The sequence below is a fragment of the Allocatelliglobosispora scoriae genome (genome assembly GCF_014204945.1).
In the GTDB taxonomy this organism is placed as follows: Bacteria; Actinomycetota; Actinomycetes; order Mycobacteriales; family Micromonosporaceae; genus Allocatelliglobosispora; species Allocatelliglobosispora scoriae.
Genome location: NZ_JACHMN010000002.1, coordinates 3,228,841 through 3,243,813 on the forward strand (window position 1 = coordinate 3,228,841; position 14,973 = coordinate 3,243,813).

9 protein-coding genes and 3 rRNA genes are annotated in these 14,973 nt (G+C 64.9%); 5 read left to right on the forward strand and 7 right to left on the reverse strand.

Going from position 1 to position 14,973, the window contains the following annotated elements; genetic code table 11:
* Both F4553_RS42495 and F4553_RS20310 read right to left on the reverse strand, forming a co-directional pair.
* Window positions 1-1,377, reverse strand: a complete 1,377-nt coding sequence (locus F4553_RS42495; RefSeq protein ID WP_184838292.1) for an outer membrane protein assembly factor BamB family protein — start codon at window positions 1,375-1,377, stop codon at window positions 1-3.
* A gap of 13 nt (window positions 1,378-1,390) precedes the next feature.
* Complete coding sequence (locus F4553_RS20310) at window positions 1,391-1,876, reverse strand: Lrp/AsnC family transcriptional regulator (protein WP_184838294.1); 486 nt, start codon at window positions 1,874-1,876, stop codon at window positions 1,391-1,393.
* Window positions 1,877-1,983: 107 nt separating this feature from the next.
* On the opposite strand from F4553_RS20310, the gene hppD reads away from it, so the two are divergent.
* From hppD to F4553_RS20335, 5 genes are read left to right on the forward strand one after another with little or no spacing between them, the layout of a single operon-like run.
* Entirely contained in the window at window positions 1,984-3,120 is a 1,137-nt protein-coding gene (hppD, locus tag F4553_RS20315) for a 4-hydroxyphenylpyruvate dioxygenase (RefSeq protein WP_184838296.1), read from the forward strand.
* A gap of 9 nt (window positions 3,121-3,129) precedes the next feature.
* Entirely contained in the window at window positions 3,130-3,969 is an 840-nt protein-coding gene (locus F4553_RS41890; protein WP_184838298.1) for an RDD family protein, read from the forward strand.
* A complete protein-coding gene (hisC, locus tag F4553_RS20325; protein WP_184838300.1) occupies window positions 3,966-5,015 on the forward strand; it encodes a histidinol-phosphate transaminase in 1,050 nt (349 codons plus the stop codon). Before F4553_RS41890 ends, hisC begins: the two co-directional genes overlap by 4 nt.
* A 31-nt stretch (window positions 5,016-5,046) precedes the next feature.
* A complete protein-coding gene (locus F4553_RS20330) occupies window positions 5,047-6,276 on the forward strand; it encodes an outer membrane protein assembly factor BamB family protein (RefSeq protein ID WP_184838302.1) in 1,230 nt (409 codons plus the stop codon).
* Between the two features lie 43 nt (window positions 6,277-6,319).
* Window positions 6,320-6,928 carry a hypothetical protein gene (locus F4553_RS20335; protein ID WP_184838304.1) on the forward strand — a complete coding sequence of 203 codons (609 nt, stop codon included), beginning with the start codon at window positions 6,320-6,322 and terminating at the stop codon, window positions 6,926-6,928.
* 103 nt (window positions 6,929-7,031) lie between these two features.
* Here F4553_RS20335 and rrf read toward each other — a convergent pair.
* The 5 genes from rrf to F4553_RS20360 form a co-directional block, all read right to left on the reverse strand.
* Window positions 7,032-7,148 (reverse strand): 5S ribosomal RNA (gene rrf / locus F4553_RS20340).
* 163 nt (window positions 7,149-7,311) lie between these two features.
* Window positions 7,312-10,435, reverse strand: a 23S ribosomal RNA gene (locus tag F4553_RS20345).
* A 421-nt stretch (window positions 10,436-10,856) separates the two neighbouring features.
* Window positions 10,857-12,375 (reverse strand): 16S ribosomal RNA (locus F4553_RS20350).
* Together the 16S, 23S and 5S rRNA genes form the textbook arrangement of a ribosomal RNA operon.
* Window positions 12,376-12,961: 586 nt before the next feature.
* Window positions 12,962-14,089: a fumarylacetoacetate hydrolase family protein gene (locus F4553_RS20355; RefSeq protein WP_312875392.1), complete on the reverse strand. Its 1,128-nt coding sequence runs from the start codon at window positions 14,087-14,089 to the stop codon at window positions 12,962-12,964.
* Window positions 14,089-14,952 carry a hypothetical protein gene (locus F4553_RS20360; RefSeq protein ID WP_184838308.1) on the reverse strand — a complete coding sequence of 288 codons (864 nt, stop codon included), beginning with the start codon at window positions 14,950-14,952 and terminating at the stop codon, window positions 14,089-14,091. The genes F4553_RS20355 and F4553_RS20360 overlap by 1 nt, the downstream gene beginning before the upstream one ends.
* Window positions 14,953-14,973 lie beyond the last annotated feature (21 nt).

Consider the following 14,973-nt stretch of genomic DNA (forward strand, 5'->3'; position numbering starts at 1 on the left):
TCAGGAAGGGATTTCGCGGCCCGGCATCCTTGACGAACCGCCCGCGTCCGACGGCGTCGGCAGTGGTTGCAGCGCCGGTCCACCGAAGATGATCAATCCCAGGTCGCGGCGGTCGCCGACGAGCAGCCCGCCGGGCGAGACCGCGAGCGCTCGGGCGTCGCTGTTGGCCTGGACGAAGATCACACCCGTCGCGGGCTCCACGGCGATGATGCGATCCGGGCCACGGTCGAAGATCACAATCGCGGTCGCGCTCACCGCCGCCTCGGCGCCGTCGTGCACCGCGCGGGTCCACAGCGGGTCCGGGTCCCCCAGCAGGTACGCCCGAACGCGCCGCCCGTCCTTCGCGAGCACCACGGCGTGGATCCCGTCGGTGCCGAGGATCCGCTCGCCCGCACCGGTGGTGAGGACTTCTCGCCCGTCGTACCCGTCGAGGAGGGCCTCGCGTCCGTCGGGGCGCACGGCGACGACGGCGCTGCCGCCCCCGACCGGCTCGCGGGGTTGATCGCAGCCCGCGCCGGAGATCGTGCGCAGGTTGTAGCCCTTGCGCTGCCAGACCACCGTGCCGTTGACGGCGTCTCGGCCGACGAGGCTCAGCACGCAGCCGGTCTGGCTGACCGTGGCGACGCTGTGCAGCACCCGGCCGCCGGCGACGATGATCTGCTCGTGCCGGTCGGGTTGGACCTCGGGGAGGCGCTGGCCCTCGACCGTGTCGACCACCTGGACCTTGCCGTCGATCTCGAATCCGAGCAGCTTCGGCATGAGGCCGGGACCGCCGAGGAAGTCGGCGGCGGAGTCGGTCTCCAGCGGTTTGCTGCCGAGCAGGCTCGGGTTGTCGGCGAAGAGCACGAAACCGATGCCGGGCAGCTCGATCTGCCACAGCTCGTCGCCGCTGGCGGGCTCCCGTGCGGTCAGGCGGCAGCTCTGCGGCTGGCTGCAGGCGACGTCGAGCATGGCGTTGGACCACGTCCAGACGGCCGACGCGCGGGTGTCGACGCGGAGCTGGCGGCCGGTGCGGGGTTCCCAGACCGTGTAGCCCTTGGTGAGCAGCTTGCCGGTGATGACGACGGTCCGGCCGGTCGGCCCGGCGACCGCGGTCCAGTCGGCCGGCTGCTTCCAGAGCGAGACCCCGGTGATCAGGCTGCGGGCCTCGACGGAGTCGGGCTGCTCGATGATGACCGTGTTGTCGGCGACCATGACGTTCTTGGGGCGCCCGCCGAGGCGGTTCTGCCAGCTCGGTGCGGGGTCGGCCAGGGGCGCGGAGCTGTTGATCCAGTCCCAGATGCCCGGGAAGGGATTCCATACGCCGGTGCTGACCAGCACGATCAGCACCACGAGGGCGGCGGTCAGCCAGCCCGAGGTCGCCCTCCCCTTGGCCACCCGGCCACAGTAGTTACTCCACGCACGACTCCACCAGTGGTAATACGCGGTAGGGAATCTGCTCGGCGAGCGCGATGATCGTCGATGCGCGAACGATCCCCTGGTAGGAGACGATGAGATCGATCACGCGCTGCAGATCCGCGTTGGAACGCGCGACGATCCGGCAGAGCAGATCGCCGGAGCCGGTGATCGTGTGCGCCTCCAGGACCTCCGGGATCGTCGTCAGGTGCTCGGTGACCGCATCATGCGCCGACCGGCCCGCGGACGTGGCGCCGATGCCCTGACGGATCTCCAGGGTGACGAACGAGGTGACCCCGAACCCGACCGCCGCGGGGTCGATCTCGGGGCCGAATCCCTTGATCACCCCTCGGCTGACCAGCCGATCCAGCCGTGCCTGCGCGGTGCCCCGGGCCACGCCGAGGCGCCGGGCCAGCTCCAGTACGCCGACCCGCGGCTCCGCCGCCAGCAATTCGATCAACCGAGCGTCGAGAAGATCCATAGTCACTTTGTATAGCGGGAGCGCTCTCCTGGTGCAATGTTTGTGCAGCCTGACTAAATTTTCGGGTTCGTGTTGCCCAGCTCACGAACCTGTCGCACGCTACGGACATGACGACCGATCCATTTCCGGTGAAGGGCATCGACCACGTGACCTTCGTCGTGGGCAATGCCAAACAGGCTGCTCACTACTACTCGACCGCGTTCGGCATGACCTGTGTCGCCTACCGGGGACCGGAGCAGGCCGCCAACGAGGTCTACGGCGTCGCGCCGGAGTTCCGCCGCGACTACTCCGAATACGTCCTCGTCTCCGGCGGGGCACGATTCGTGCTGCGCGGAGCCGTGCGCCCCGACGCCGCGGAGATCACCCGGCTCGCCAAGCACGGCGACGGCGTCTCCGAGATCGCGCTAGAGGTGCCCGACGTCGACGAGGCCTACCGATACGCCGTGGAGCACGGCGCGACCGGCACGATGGAGCCGCACGACCTGAAGGACGAGTTCGGCACGGTCAGGATGGCCGCGATCGCGACATACGGCGACACCGTGCACACGCTGATCGACCGGTCGTCCTACGCCGGACCCTTCCTGCCCGGCTTCGTCGACCGCGAGCCGATCGTGCCGCCGGCCGCGAAGCGCCATTTCCAGGCGATCGACCACATCGTCGGCAACGTCGAGCTCGGCAAGATGGACGAGTGGGTCGACTTCTACAAAAACGTGATGGGCTTCACCAACATGGCCGAGTTCATCGGCGACGACATCGCGACGGACTACTCCGCCCTGATGTCCAAGGTCGTCGCCAACGGCAGCCGCAAGGTGAAGTTCCCCCTCAACGAGCCCGCGATCGCGAAGAAGAAGTCGCAGATCGACGAGTACCTGGAGTTCTACGGCGGCCCCGGCGTGCAGCACATCGCGCTCGCCACCAACGACATCATCGCGACCGTGGACGCCATGCGCGAAGCCGGAGTGGAGTTCCTCGCCACGCCTGACTCGTACTACGACGACCCCGAGCTGCGCGCCCGCATCGGCGAGGTGCGTGCTCCGATCGAGGAGCTCAAGGCCCGGAAGATCCTCGTCGACCGCGACGAGGACGGCTATCTCCTGCAGATCTTCACCAAGCCCGTGCAGGACCGGCCGACCGTGTTCTTCGAGATGATCGAGCGGCACGGCTCGCTCGGCTTCGGCAAGGGCAACTTCAAGGCGCTCTTCGAGGCGATCGAGCGCGAGCAGGAGCTTCGCGGCAATCTGTAATCTGTCGTCGTGACCGCTCAGTCGTCCGGAAGTGTCCCGCCAGGCTGGTACCCCGACCCCGCCGAACCATCCGTCACCCGCTACTGGGACGGCGAGGGATGGCGGGTGGAGACCCCGGCCGAGCCGGAGCCCCCGGTTGTCGTCGCGCCGCCTGTGCCTGCTGCCTACCAGGGCCCGCAGGCACAGGCGCCGTATTCGCACATCGGGCCGCCGGGATCGGTGAAGCGGCCCGTCAACTGGCCCGCCGATTGGCCGTTCCCACCGCCGGGCCGGGTGACACCGTTCGGCAGGTCGCTCGCGACGCCGGGCCGCCGCATCGCGGCGCGCCTTCTCGACGTGGCGATCCTGACGGTCATCACGGTCGCGCTCAACGCCTGGTTCGTGGTGCTGTGGTGGCGCGAGGCACTGCCGTGGTTCAACACCATGACGGCCGAGGCCGAGGCCGGCCGATCCCCCTGGGAGGTCGAGCAGCCCGATCGGATGGTCTGGCTGCTCTACGCGATGCTGCTGGTCACGACGCTGGCATGGTTCGCCTACGAGGTGCCCTCGACCGCCAACACCGGCCGGACGCTCGGCAAGCGGATCATGCGCATCCAGGTCATCCCGATCGAGGGCGAGGGCCAGCTCACCATGGGCCGGGCGTTCCGGCGCTGGAACCCGATGGGGACCTCGTTCCTGCTCTTCTCCTGCTGCGGTCCCTTCGCCTTCGTCATCCCGGTCCTCGACGTCATCTTCATCGCGACCGACCGCTACCTGCACCAGGCGCTGCACGACCGCAGCGCACAGACGTACGTCGTCAACGACCCGCCGAGAGTGCCCGATTCGAAGAAGGAAGAGCTGCAGCCATGAGTTTGACCCGAGCCGACCTGGACGCGCTCCCCACCTACGTGCCGGGACGGTCCATCCCCGGCGCCATCAAGCTCGCCAGCAACGAGGTCCCCTACGGCCCGCTGCCGGGCGTGGTCGAGGCCGCCACCGAAGCCGCCGCCAACTCCTTCCGCTACCCCGACATGGGCGTCGTGGCGCTGCGTGAGCGGCTCGCCGACCGGCTCGGCGTCGCGGTGAACCGGGTGGCGACGGGTTGCGGTTCCGTGGCGCTCGCCGAGCACGTGACCCGCGCCAGCTGCCTGCCCGGCGACGAGATCGTCTACTCGTGGCGGTCCTTCGAGGCCTACCCGATCATCGCCGCGGGCACCGGGGCCACCAGCATCCGCGTACCCAACACCGCAGAGCACGGGCACGACCTCGCCGCGATGGCGGCCGCGGTCACGTCACGCACGAAGCTGGTCATCGTCTGCAACCCCAACAACCCGACCGGTACGGCGAACCGCCGCGCCGAGCTCGACGAGTTCCTCGACACCGTGGGACCCGACGTGCTGGTGGTGCTCGACGAGGCATACCGGGAGTTCGTCACCGATCCCGACATCCCCGACGGCGTCGCCGCCTACGCCGACCGCCCCAACGTGGTGGTCCTGCGTACGTTCTCCAAGGCATGGGGCCTCGCAGGCCTCCGCATCGGCTACCTGGTGGCCCAGCCCGACGTCGTCGCCACGATCGGCAAGGTGACCACACCCTTCTCCAGCAACCTCGCCGCCCAGGCTGCCGCGATCGCGGCTCTCGACGCCGAGGACGAGATGCGGCGCCGCTGCGATCTCGTCATCGCCGAGCGCACCCGGGTGCAGGCGGCCCTCGACGAGCTGCTGCCCGGCATCCCGGCGAGCCAGGCCAACTTCGTCTGGCTGCCGCTGGGCGCCGGCTCGGCCGAGTTCGCCGGAGTCTGCGAGGCCAACGGCGTGATCGTGCGGCCGTTCCAGGGCGACGGCGTCCGGGTCACCATCGGCACCCCCGAGGAGAACGACGCCTTCCTCGCCGCAGCCGAGAAGGCGCTGGTGTGATCGCACATCTCGATACCCGGGAGATGGCGCGGTGAGTCGGCGGCGCAGAGCGCTGATCGCGGCTGGGAGCGTCGTCGCCCTGGCCGCGACCGGTGTCATCGCCTGGCGGGTGCTCGCCCCCGCCGAGGTGGTCACGAGCGCGGTCACGGATTACCCGAGCAGGTCGCCGGACCCCCTCGCGGGGCCCAAGGGCGCCCTCGTCAGCAGCCCGCTGATCCTCGACGGGCGGTTGCGCGTCTACGCCACGGACCGCCGGGTGTGGTCCGACACGTCTGCCGACTACCGCTGGGAGACGAACGCCTTCTGGTCCTATCGCCGCTGGCCGGAGCGGGTCGCAGCCGTCGCCGCGCCCGCGTCGACGGATCCGCTCGTCGCCAGCCTCTGGTCCGACGGGCGCCTGGTCGGCCTCGACGGCCGCACCGGCAAGGTCTCCTGGCAGTCGGAGACGGGGATCACCCCGCCCTCCGTCGACCCCGGGCGGACCGGTTCGGCCCTGGTCTGGCAGCAGATCAGCCTCCTCACCGGAGTCACCACCGACGGCCGGCCGGTGATCGTCGTGGTCGGTGCCGCCGAGACCCGGGCCTACTCCGCCAGCGACGGCGCGCTGCTCTGGTCCCAGCGGTTCAGCTGCGACGGCGGCAACCTGACCTCGGCCGGCGCCTACATCACGCTGGATCCGTGCACCCACGAGCTGGTCCAGGTGGACCTCGGCTCCGGCGCCGTCAAGCGCGCTGCGGCACCGGCGAGCAAGGTCACCGGCCTCGCCTGCCGGGTCTTCCGGTCCGAGTGCGGCGGTCTGCGCCTCGACCAGAGCAGCGCCACCGTCTTCACCGGCGCCGAGGGCACCTCGGCCCCGGCTCTCGCACCGACGACGAGCTGGCTCGCGATGACCGCCGACGGGCGCCCTGTGGCCTTCGACGCGACCTTCACGGCCCGCGACCCCGCCGACGGTAAGGAACTGTGGTCGTGGCGCCCCAAGGGGCTCTCATCGCCCGCGAGCGTCATCGCCACGGTGCCGGGCCGGATCCTCCTGCTCACCGAGGACCGCACGCTGATCGCGCTCGACACCACCGACGGCGCCGAGCTCTCCCGATCCTCCGTGCTCCTCAAGCAGGACGGTGACGCACCCTATGTCATCGGCCCGGTCTACGCGGTGGGGCGCTATGTCGCGGTCGAACGGCACATCCCCGGTGCGTCGAGTGCCGAGGGCGGCGACAAGTTCTATTACACCAACCGTCCGGTTCTGCTCGCCGTGAGTTGAACCTGGGACGCCGCAGTCGGTCCCGAGGTCCTATCCTCACCCGGTGTCCTATCCGAACCCTCCCGCCCACCGGGCACCCGGGCCGCGTCACACCGGCCGATACGTCGCCGGCGGCCTTGCCGTGGCAGTCCTCGCCATGGGCGGGGTCGGCGCATACGTCGCCCAGAAGACCTACTTCAGGCCGGCCACCTTCACGATGAACGACACCTTCGCCGGGTACGAGCGGGTGGAGCTCTCACAGAGCCCCGATCTGGAGCGCTATGTCGCCACCTGGGCAGCTGCCGCCGCTGAGGACGACAAGCCGACGGTGAGCGGGATGTACCGCCTGAGCCGCGGCGACACCGCGTTCCTCGTGCACCTCGCCGCCCGGCCCGGTTTCGTCGGCAGTCCGGCTGAGCGGGTGAACGAGGGGTTCGACGGCTGGCGCGCCACGATGACCTTCACCGAGAGCATCGAATCCCGTGACGGCAAGCGCAGCCCGTTCCTGCTCTGCGCCACCGGCAAGGAGGGCAAGGCGATCGTGGTGCCGGCGGTCTTCTGCGCGTACGCCGACAACGGCGGCTACCTCGTCGGAGTCTTCGACAAGATCGACCTCTCCACCGCGGTGGTCGCCTTTCAGGAGATCCGCGATTCCATAGAGGACGTCTCTTAGGCAACCAAAAAAATAGGACCAACTCTTGAAGAGTTGGTCCTATTTGTTGTGGGGGAATGCATGTAGGGCCCGACCTGGTGGTCGGGCCCTACATGTGAGTTTTGTCCGGCGGTGTCCTACTCTCCCACACCGTCCCCGGTGCAGTACCATCGGCGCTGGAGGGCTTAGCTTCCGGGTTCGGAATGTTGCCGGGCGTTTCCCCTCCGCCATGACCGCCGTAACACTATCAACCATTTCAACCCGTCCCGTTCGGCTGCTGCCGTTGCCGGCTGCTGGTCGGGGTGGTTGTTGGCTGTGATGTGGTTAGTGGACGCGTCAGAATGTGTTCCGCTTGCGCGGTTCTGTGATCGAGTGTGTGTTCTGTGGTCACGTTGATGACCGTGTTGGTTAAGTCCTCGGCCTATTAGTACCAGTCAACTGAACCCGTTACCGGGCTTACATTTCTGGCCTATCAACCCAGTGGTCTAGCTGGGGGCCTTACCCGGTTTCCCGGTGGGAGACCTCATCTCGAAGCGAGCTTCCCGCTTAGATGCTTTCAGCGGTTATCCCTTCCGAACGTAGCTAACCAGCCGTGCCCCTGGCGGGACAACTGGCACACCAGAGGTTCGTCCGTCCCGGTCCTCTCGTACTAGGGACAGCCCTTCTCAAGTTTCCTACGCGCACGGCGGATAGGGACCGAACTGTCTCACGACGTTCTAAACCCAGCTCGCGTACCGCTTTAATGGGCGAACAGCCCAACCCTTGGGACCTGCTACAGCCCCAGGATGCGACGAGCCGACATCGAGGTGCCAAACCATCCCGTCGATATGGACTCTTGGGGAAGATCAGCCTGTTATCCCCGGGGTACCTTTTATCCGTTGAGCGACACCGCTTCCACAAGCCAGTGCCGGATCACTAGTCCCGACTTTCGTCCCTGCTCGACCCGTCAGTCTCACAGTCAAGCTCCCTTGTGCACTTGCACTCAACACCTGATTGCCAACCAGGCTGAGGGAACCTTTGGGCGCCTCCGTTACCTTTTAGGAGGCAACCGCCCCAGTTAAACTACCCACCAGACACTGTCCCTGAACCGGATCACGGTCCGAGGTTAGATACCCAAATCAGACAGAGTGGTATTTCAAGATTGCCTCCACCATGACTGGCGTCACAGCTTCACCGGCTCCCACCTATCCTACACAATCTCATCCGAATACCAATGTCAAGCTATAGTAAAGGTCCCGGGGTCTTTCCGTCCTGCCGCGCGTAACGAGCATCTTTACTCGTACTGCAATTTCGCCGGGCCTGTGGTTGAGACAGTGGGGAAGTCGTTACGCCATTCGTGCAGGTCGGAACTTACCCGACAAGGAATTTCGCTACCTTAGGATGGTTATAGTTACCACCGCCGTTTACTGGCGCTTAAGTTCTCCGCTTCACCCTTACGGGCTGACAGGTCCCCTTAACGTTCCAGCACCGGGCAGGCGTCAGTCCATATACAGCGTCTTACGACTTCGCATGGACCTGTGTTTTTAGTAAACAGTCGCTTCCCCCTGCTCTCTGCGACCACCCCCAGCTCAGGCAGCAAGTGCCGTCACCAGAAATGGTCCCCCTTCTCCCGAAGTTACGGGGGCAATTTGCCGAGTTCCTTAACCACAGTTCGCCCGATCGCCTCGGTATTCTCTACCTGACCACCTGTGTCGGTTTGGGGTACGGGCCGCTCACAGCTCGCTAGAGGCTTTTCTCGGCAGCATAGGATCACCATCTTCACCTGATACGGCTCCGCATCACGCCTCACCCTTCATGCCCCACGGATTTGCCTATGGGACGGGCTACACGCTTGCCCCGGCACAACCACCGGCCGGGAATGGCTACCTTCCTGCGTCACCCCATCGCTCACCTACTACCCACCAAGATCCCAGCAACGCCGGCATCCACCCGAAGGCATCAACCATTGTCACAGGTTAGTACAGTGAAGTTCGGCGTGGGCGCTGCTTCGCGGGTACGGGAATATCAACCCGTTGTCCATCGACTACGCCTCTCGGCCTCGCCTTAGGTCCCGACTCACCCAGGGCGGATTAGCCTGGCCCTGGAACCCTTGGTCATCCGGCGGCAGGGTTTCTCACCCTGCTTTCGCTACTCATGCCTGCATTCTCACTCGTACGGCCTCCACGGCTGGGTCACCCCGCCGCTTCCCCGGCCGTACGACGCTCCCCTACCCATCCACACACCTGAACCCGGGTCCCTCAGGAGTCCGGGCTGGGCTAACGTATGAATGCCACGGCTTCGGCGGTGTGCTTGAGCCCCGCTACATTGTCGGCGCGGAACCACTTGACCAGTGAGCTATTACGCACTCTTTCAAGGGTGGCTGCTTCTAAGCCAACCTCCTGGTTGTCTGCGCAATCCCACATCCTTTACCACTTAGCACACGCTTAGGGGCCTTAGCCGGTGATCTGGGCTGTTTCCCTCTCGACTACGAAGCTTATCCCCCGCAGTCTCACTGCCACGCTCTCACTTACCGGCATTCGGAGTTTAGCTGACTTCGGTAAGCTTTTGGGCCCCCTAGGCCATCCAGTAGCTCTACCTCCGGCAAGAAACACGTGACGCTGCACCTAAATGCATTTCGGGGAGAACCAGCTATCACGGAGTTTGATTGGCCTTTCACCCCTAACCACAGGTCATCCCCCAATTTTTCAACATTGGTGGGTTCGGTCCTCCACGAAGTCTTACCTTCGCTTCAACCTGCCCATGGCTAGATCACTCCGCTTCGGGTCTAGAGCATGCGACTCAAACGCCCTATTCGGACTCGCTTTCGCTACGGCTCCCCCACACGGGTTAACCTCGCCACACACCACTAACTCGCAGGCTCATTCTTCAAAAGGCACGCCGTCACCTCGGAACAAGTCCTCAGCTCCGACGGATTGTAGGCAAACGGTTTCAGGTACTATTTCACTCCCCTCCCGGGGTACTTTTCACCTTTCCCTCACGGTACTCGTGCACTATCGGTCACCAGGGAGTATTCAGCCTTACCAGGTGGTCCTGGCAGATTCACAGCAGATTACAGGGGTCCGCTGCTACTCGGGAACAACCAAAAGGAGACCTAGAATTTTCGCCTACCGGGCTCTCACCGTCTACGGCTGGCCTTCCCAGACCATTCAGCTAACCCTAGATTTTCTTACTCCTCGACCATGTGTCAGCACAATCAATGGAAATCCCACAACCCCGGCGACGCAACCCCTGACAGGTATCACACGCCACCGGTTTAGGCTACATCCGCTTTCGCTCGCCACTACTCACGGAATCACTATTGTTTTCTCTTCCTGCCGGTACTGAGATGTTTCACTTCCCGGCGTTCCCCCCATACACCCTATGAATTCAGGTGCAGGTACCCGGACATGACTCCGGGTGGGTTCCCCCATTCGGACACCCTGGGATCACAGCTCGGTTGACAGCTCCCCCAGGCCTATCGCGGCCTCCCACGTCCTTCATCGGCTCCTGGTGCCAAGGCATCCACCGTTTGCCCTTAACAACTTAACCAAAACGATCATCACGAAACTACAGAAAACCACACCCACCACATACGTGCGGGCGTGTTCTCGATGCTCGCGTCCACTATCCACATCTCAACAAACAACCAACCACAACCCCACCCAGTCGACACCAGCAGGAGCAAGCTCCCCGGTATGTTGACCGAGATCATGATCGGAACTGAAAACCCAAACCCCACCCGCAGGCAGTGCTTGTTTCTTCAGGACCCAACAGGGTGTTTGATACGCGATCCGCCAGCCGCACCAAGCGCTTTTTCCATGCCGCGTCCACAAGGGAATCGCGACCCTACTCGAGCATCAAGGCCGTTGCCGGCAGTCACTTTCGCCAGTGTCTCCGCCAAATGAGCCCCGCTGCCTGCATTCGAGGCAGCCCGGGTCCTGCGACCCTTTCGGGTCGAGGTGCTCCTTAGAAAGGAGGTGATCCAGCCGCACCTTCCGGTACGGCTACCTTGTTACGACTTCGTCCCAATCGCCAGCCCCACCTTCGACCACTCCCTCCCCTTGCGGGGTTAGGCCATGGGCTTCGGGTGTTGCCGACTTTCGTGACGTGACGGGCGGTGTGTACAAGGCCCGGGAACGTATTCACCGCAGCAATGCTGATCTGCGATTACTAGCGACTCCGACTTCACGGGGTCGAGTTGCAGACCCCGATCCGAACTGAGACCGGCTTTTTGGGATTCGCTCCACCTCACGGTATCGCAACCCATTGTACCGGCCATTGTAGCATGCGTGAAGCCCTGGACATAAGGGGCATGATGACTTGACGTCATCCCCACCTTCCTCCGAGTTGACCCCGGCAGTCTCCCATGAGTCCCCACCATAACGTGCTGGCAACATGGAACGAGGGTTGCGCTCGTTGCGGGACTTAACCCAACATCTCACGACACGAGCTGACGACAGCCATGCACCACCTGTGCACCCCCCCGAAGGACACCACATCTCTGCGGCTTTTGAGTGCATGTCAAACCCAGGTAAGGTTCTTCGCGTTGCATCGAATTAATCCGCATGCTCCGCCGCTTGTGCGGGCCCCCGTCAATTCCTTTGAGTTTTAGCCTTGCGGCCGTACTCCCCAGGCGGGGAACTTAATGCGTTAGCTGCGGCACAGGACACCGGAGAGGCACCCCACACCTAGTTCCCAACGTTTACAGCGTGGACTACCAGGGTATCTAATCCTGTTTGCTCCCCACGCTTTCGCTCCTCAGCGTCAGTATCGGCCCAGAGTCCTGCCTTCGCCATCGGTGTTCCTCCTGATATCTGCGCATTTCACCGCTACACCAGGAATTCCAGACTCCCCTACCGAACTCTAGCCCGCCCGTATCCACCGCAAGCTCAGAGTTAAGCCCTGAGTTTTCACGATGGACGCAACGAGCCGCCTACGAGCTCTTTACGCCCAATAAATCCGGACAACGCTCGCGCCCTACGTCTTACCGCGGCTGCTGGCACGTAGTTGGCCGGCGCTTCTTCTGCAGGTACCGTCACTCTCGCTTCGTCCCTGCTGAAAGAGGTTTACAACCCGAAGGCCGTCATCCCTCACGCGGCGTCGCTGCATCAGGCTTCCGCCCATTGTGCAATATTCCCCACTGCTGCCTCCCGTAGGAGTCTGGGCCGTGTCTCAGTCCCAGTGTGGCCGGTCGCCCTCTCAGGCCGGCTACCCGTCAAAGCCTTGGTAGGCCATCACCCCACCAACAAGCTGATAGGCCGCGAGCCCATCCCCCACCGAAAAACTTTCCACCACCAACCATGCGACCAGAGGTGTATATTCGGTATTAGCCACCGTTTCCGGCGGTTATCCCAAAGAAGGGGGCAGGTTACTCACGTGTTACTCACCCGTTCGCCACTCGAGTACCCCGAAGGGCCTTTCCGTTCGACTTGCATGTGTTAAGCACGCCGCCAGCGTTCGTCCTGAGCCAGGATCAAACTCTCCAAAAAGAATATTTGATACTGGCAATCTTGTGCGCCCGCACGCCGGTAAGCAATGCGGTCACGCACTAACTGCCATCCGGTGACCAGACGAGGTCGGCCACCAATAAATGGCACTGGCATAAACCAAACACCCTGTTGAGTTCTCAAAAAACAAACACACACCGGCTCCATCCCACATTGTGGGATCTCGCTCGGGGCAACTCATCCAGCCTAGTAGTTCGAGCTCGTGTTTGTCAACCCGTTCTCGACCAGCTCAACGATTTCCCGCAATTTGCGTTACGGGTAACTGAAGAAATTGGCTGTCGTTCGAATGTCTCACTCGGTAACCCGGCCTGCGCTTTAAGCGCTAGCCCGGCTCGTTACCGGCTTGACTACCTTACCTGGTCGGCTTCGTGGCCGCAAGTGCGAGTTGAAAGTTTTCAACCCGTATTTGCGCCACACCGCCCGGTGTCGGCACCCGCATCCGGCCTCGCGCCTCGACGTGTTGTCTGTGGCGCTTTGTCCGTTCCCTGCGGGCATGCAGAACATTACGGGGTACGCGGATCGAGATGCAAATCGGGGTCGCGCGACCGCCGTCACACCATCGTAAACGCTAAATAACCGCTGGTAGAACGGTTCCTGAAACCTCGCCGAGCCGGATGGTGCCGCCGTCGGCACCCGGTGCGGTCGCCGAGATGACCACCGTGTCGCCGTCGAGCAGGAACGTCCGAGACTCCGCCCCGAGCTCCACCGGTTCCGTCCCGCCCCAGGTCAGCTCCAGGAAGGAGCCCACCTCACCACGCTGCGGACCCGAGACCGTGCCGGAGGCGAAGAGGTCACCCGTTCGGAGCGTCGCACCGTTACTCGTCATGTGCGCAAGCTGCTGCGCGGGCGTCCAGTACATGGAGGCGAAGGGTGGGTGACTCACCTCCACGCCGTTCCAGGTGACGGTCAACCGCAGGTCGAGGCCGTGGTGCGGATCGTCGTTCAGGTGCGGCACGACGGGCGGGTCCTGCGGCGGGGCCGGTGTCCAGGCCGAGGCGAGCGCTTCCAGCGGAGTCACCCAGGCGGAGACGGACGTGGCGAAGGACTTGCCCAGAAACGGGCCGAGGGGTTGATACTCGAATGCCTGAATGTCTCGGGCCGACCAGTCGTTCACCACCACGACACCGAAGACGGCCCGGTGGAACTCCTCGATCGGCACCGGGCGTCCGAGCGTGGAGTCGATGCCGACGACGAATCCGATCTCGGCCTCGATGTCCAACCTCTGGGACGGCCCGACCACCCCGGCACCGAGCAGTCCGCCCGGGCGGACCACGGGCGTCCCGGAGACCACGACCGTGCCGGCCCGGCCGTGATAGCCGATCGGCAGCTGCTTCCAGTTGGGCAGCAGGGGCGGCTGACCAGGGCGGAAGATCTGCCCGACGTTGCCGGCGTGGTGCTCCGAGGAGTAGAAGTCCACGTAGTCCGCCACCTCGAACGGCAGCAGCAGCTCCACCTCGGACAGCGGCACGAGATGGTCCAGCGGCGGTCGGTTGAGAAGTTGCCGTCGCACGGACGACCAGACATCCGGACCGGCGGACATCAGGTCGTTGAGCGAGCGCGCCCGCAGTGTCCCCCCTGCCTCCACCGCTCCGGCGGACTCCGCCGCGTACAGGTCGATCAGGTGATCGCCGAAGCGGGCGGCGCAGCGCGGTTCCCGGCCGGGGGTGCGGAAAACGCCGTAGGGCAGGTGATCGATCACTGTTGAGCATCCTTGGGATCGTGAACGAGGCCGAGTCCGACCAGGTCGTGCAGTGGTTCGGGAACGCTGCAGGTGCCGAAGCCCACCCAGAGCGGGCGCGCCGCATCGCGATTGCGCCGGGCCGCCTCCAGCAGGGTCAGCGGCTGGGTGGTGCCGAGCAGCGCGGCGACATCGACGACCTCGGCGCCCTCGGCGGCAGCGCAGGTCGCGGCGAGCACGTTGAGGAAGCCGTGATGGGTGAAGCCCGTCTCCGGATCGGTGTGCCGCATCGCGTTGTGCAGCCCCGCGGTGAGCTTGAACGGCAGCCCTCGATCGCGGCAGGCGCAGACGACCGCGGCGAGCTCCATCGGCGTGGGGAAGAGCTCCGAGGCGAGGCCGCCGGTGCGGAACTTGGCGGCGACGGGCCGCCCGCTCGCCCTGGCCGCGGCGAGCTCGTCCAGCGCGCCGAGCAGACCCCACGTCAGCGGGATCTCGGCGTAGACCGGGTGCTCGTACCCCTCGAGGAGGGTGAGGAGTCGGCGGAGGCCCGGACCGGGGTCCTCGCCGCGCTTGGCGACCGCGGCCTCGACCTGGACATAGCTCACGTTCTCGGCCGGCGCCTCGAGCGCGGCCGCGAGGACGTCGAGCCCGGCGTCCGCGATGAGCCCGACCGCGAGGGGCGTCGCGCTCCGCAGCTCCCCGCGCCACGTGGCGGGTACGAGCAGCGCGCCGACCAGGTCCGAATACCACGCCTGTCGATGAACTTGATGTGCGACGAGCGCCTCTGCCAGCGCCGCGTTGCCCGGCGGGAAGACGGCGGCATCGTCGAGCAGCCGCGTGTAGAGCGGCGGGATCGGCGAACGCGCGCGCGACGTTGACATGATCAGTGAGATTAGTGGATT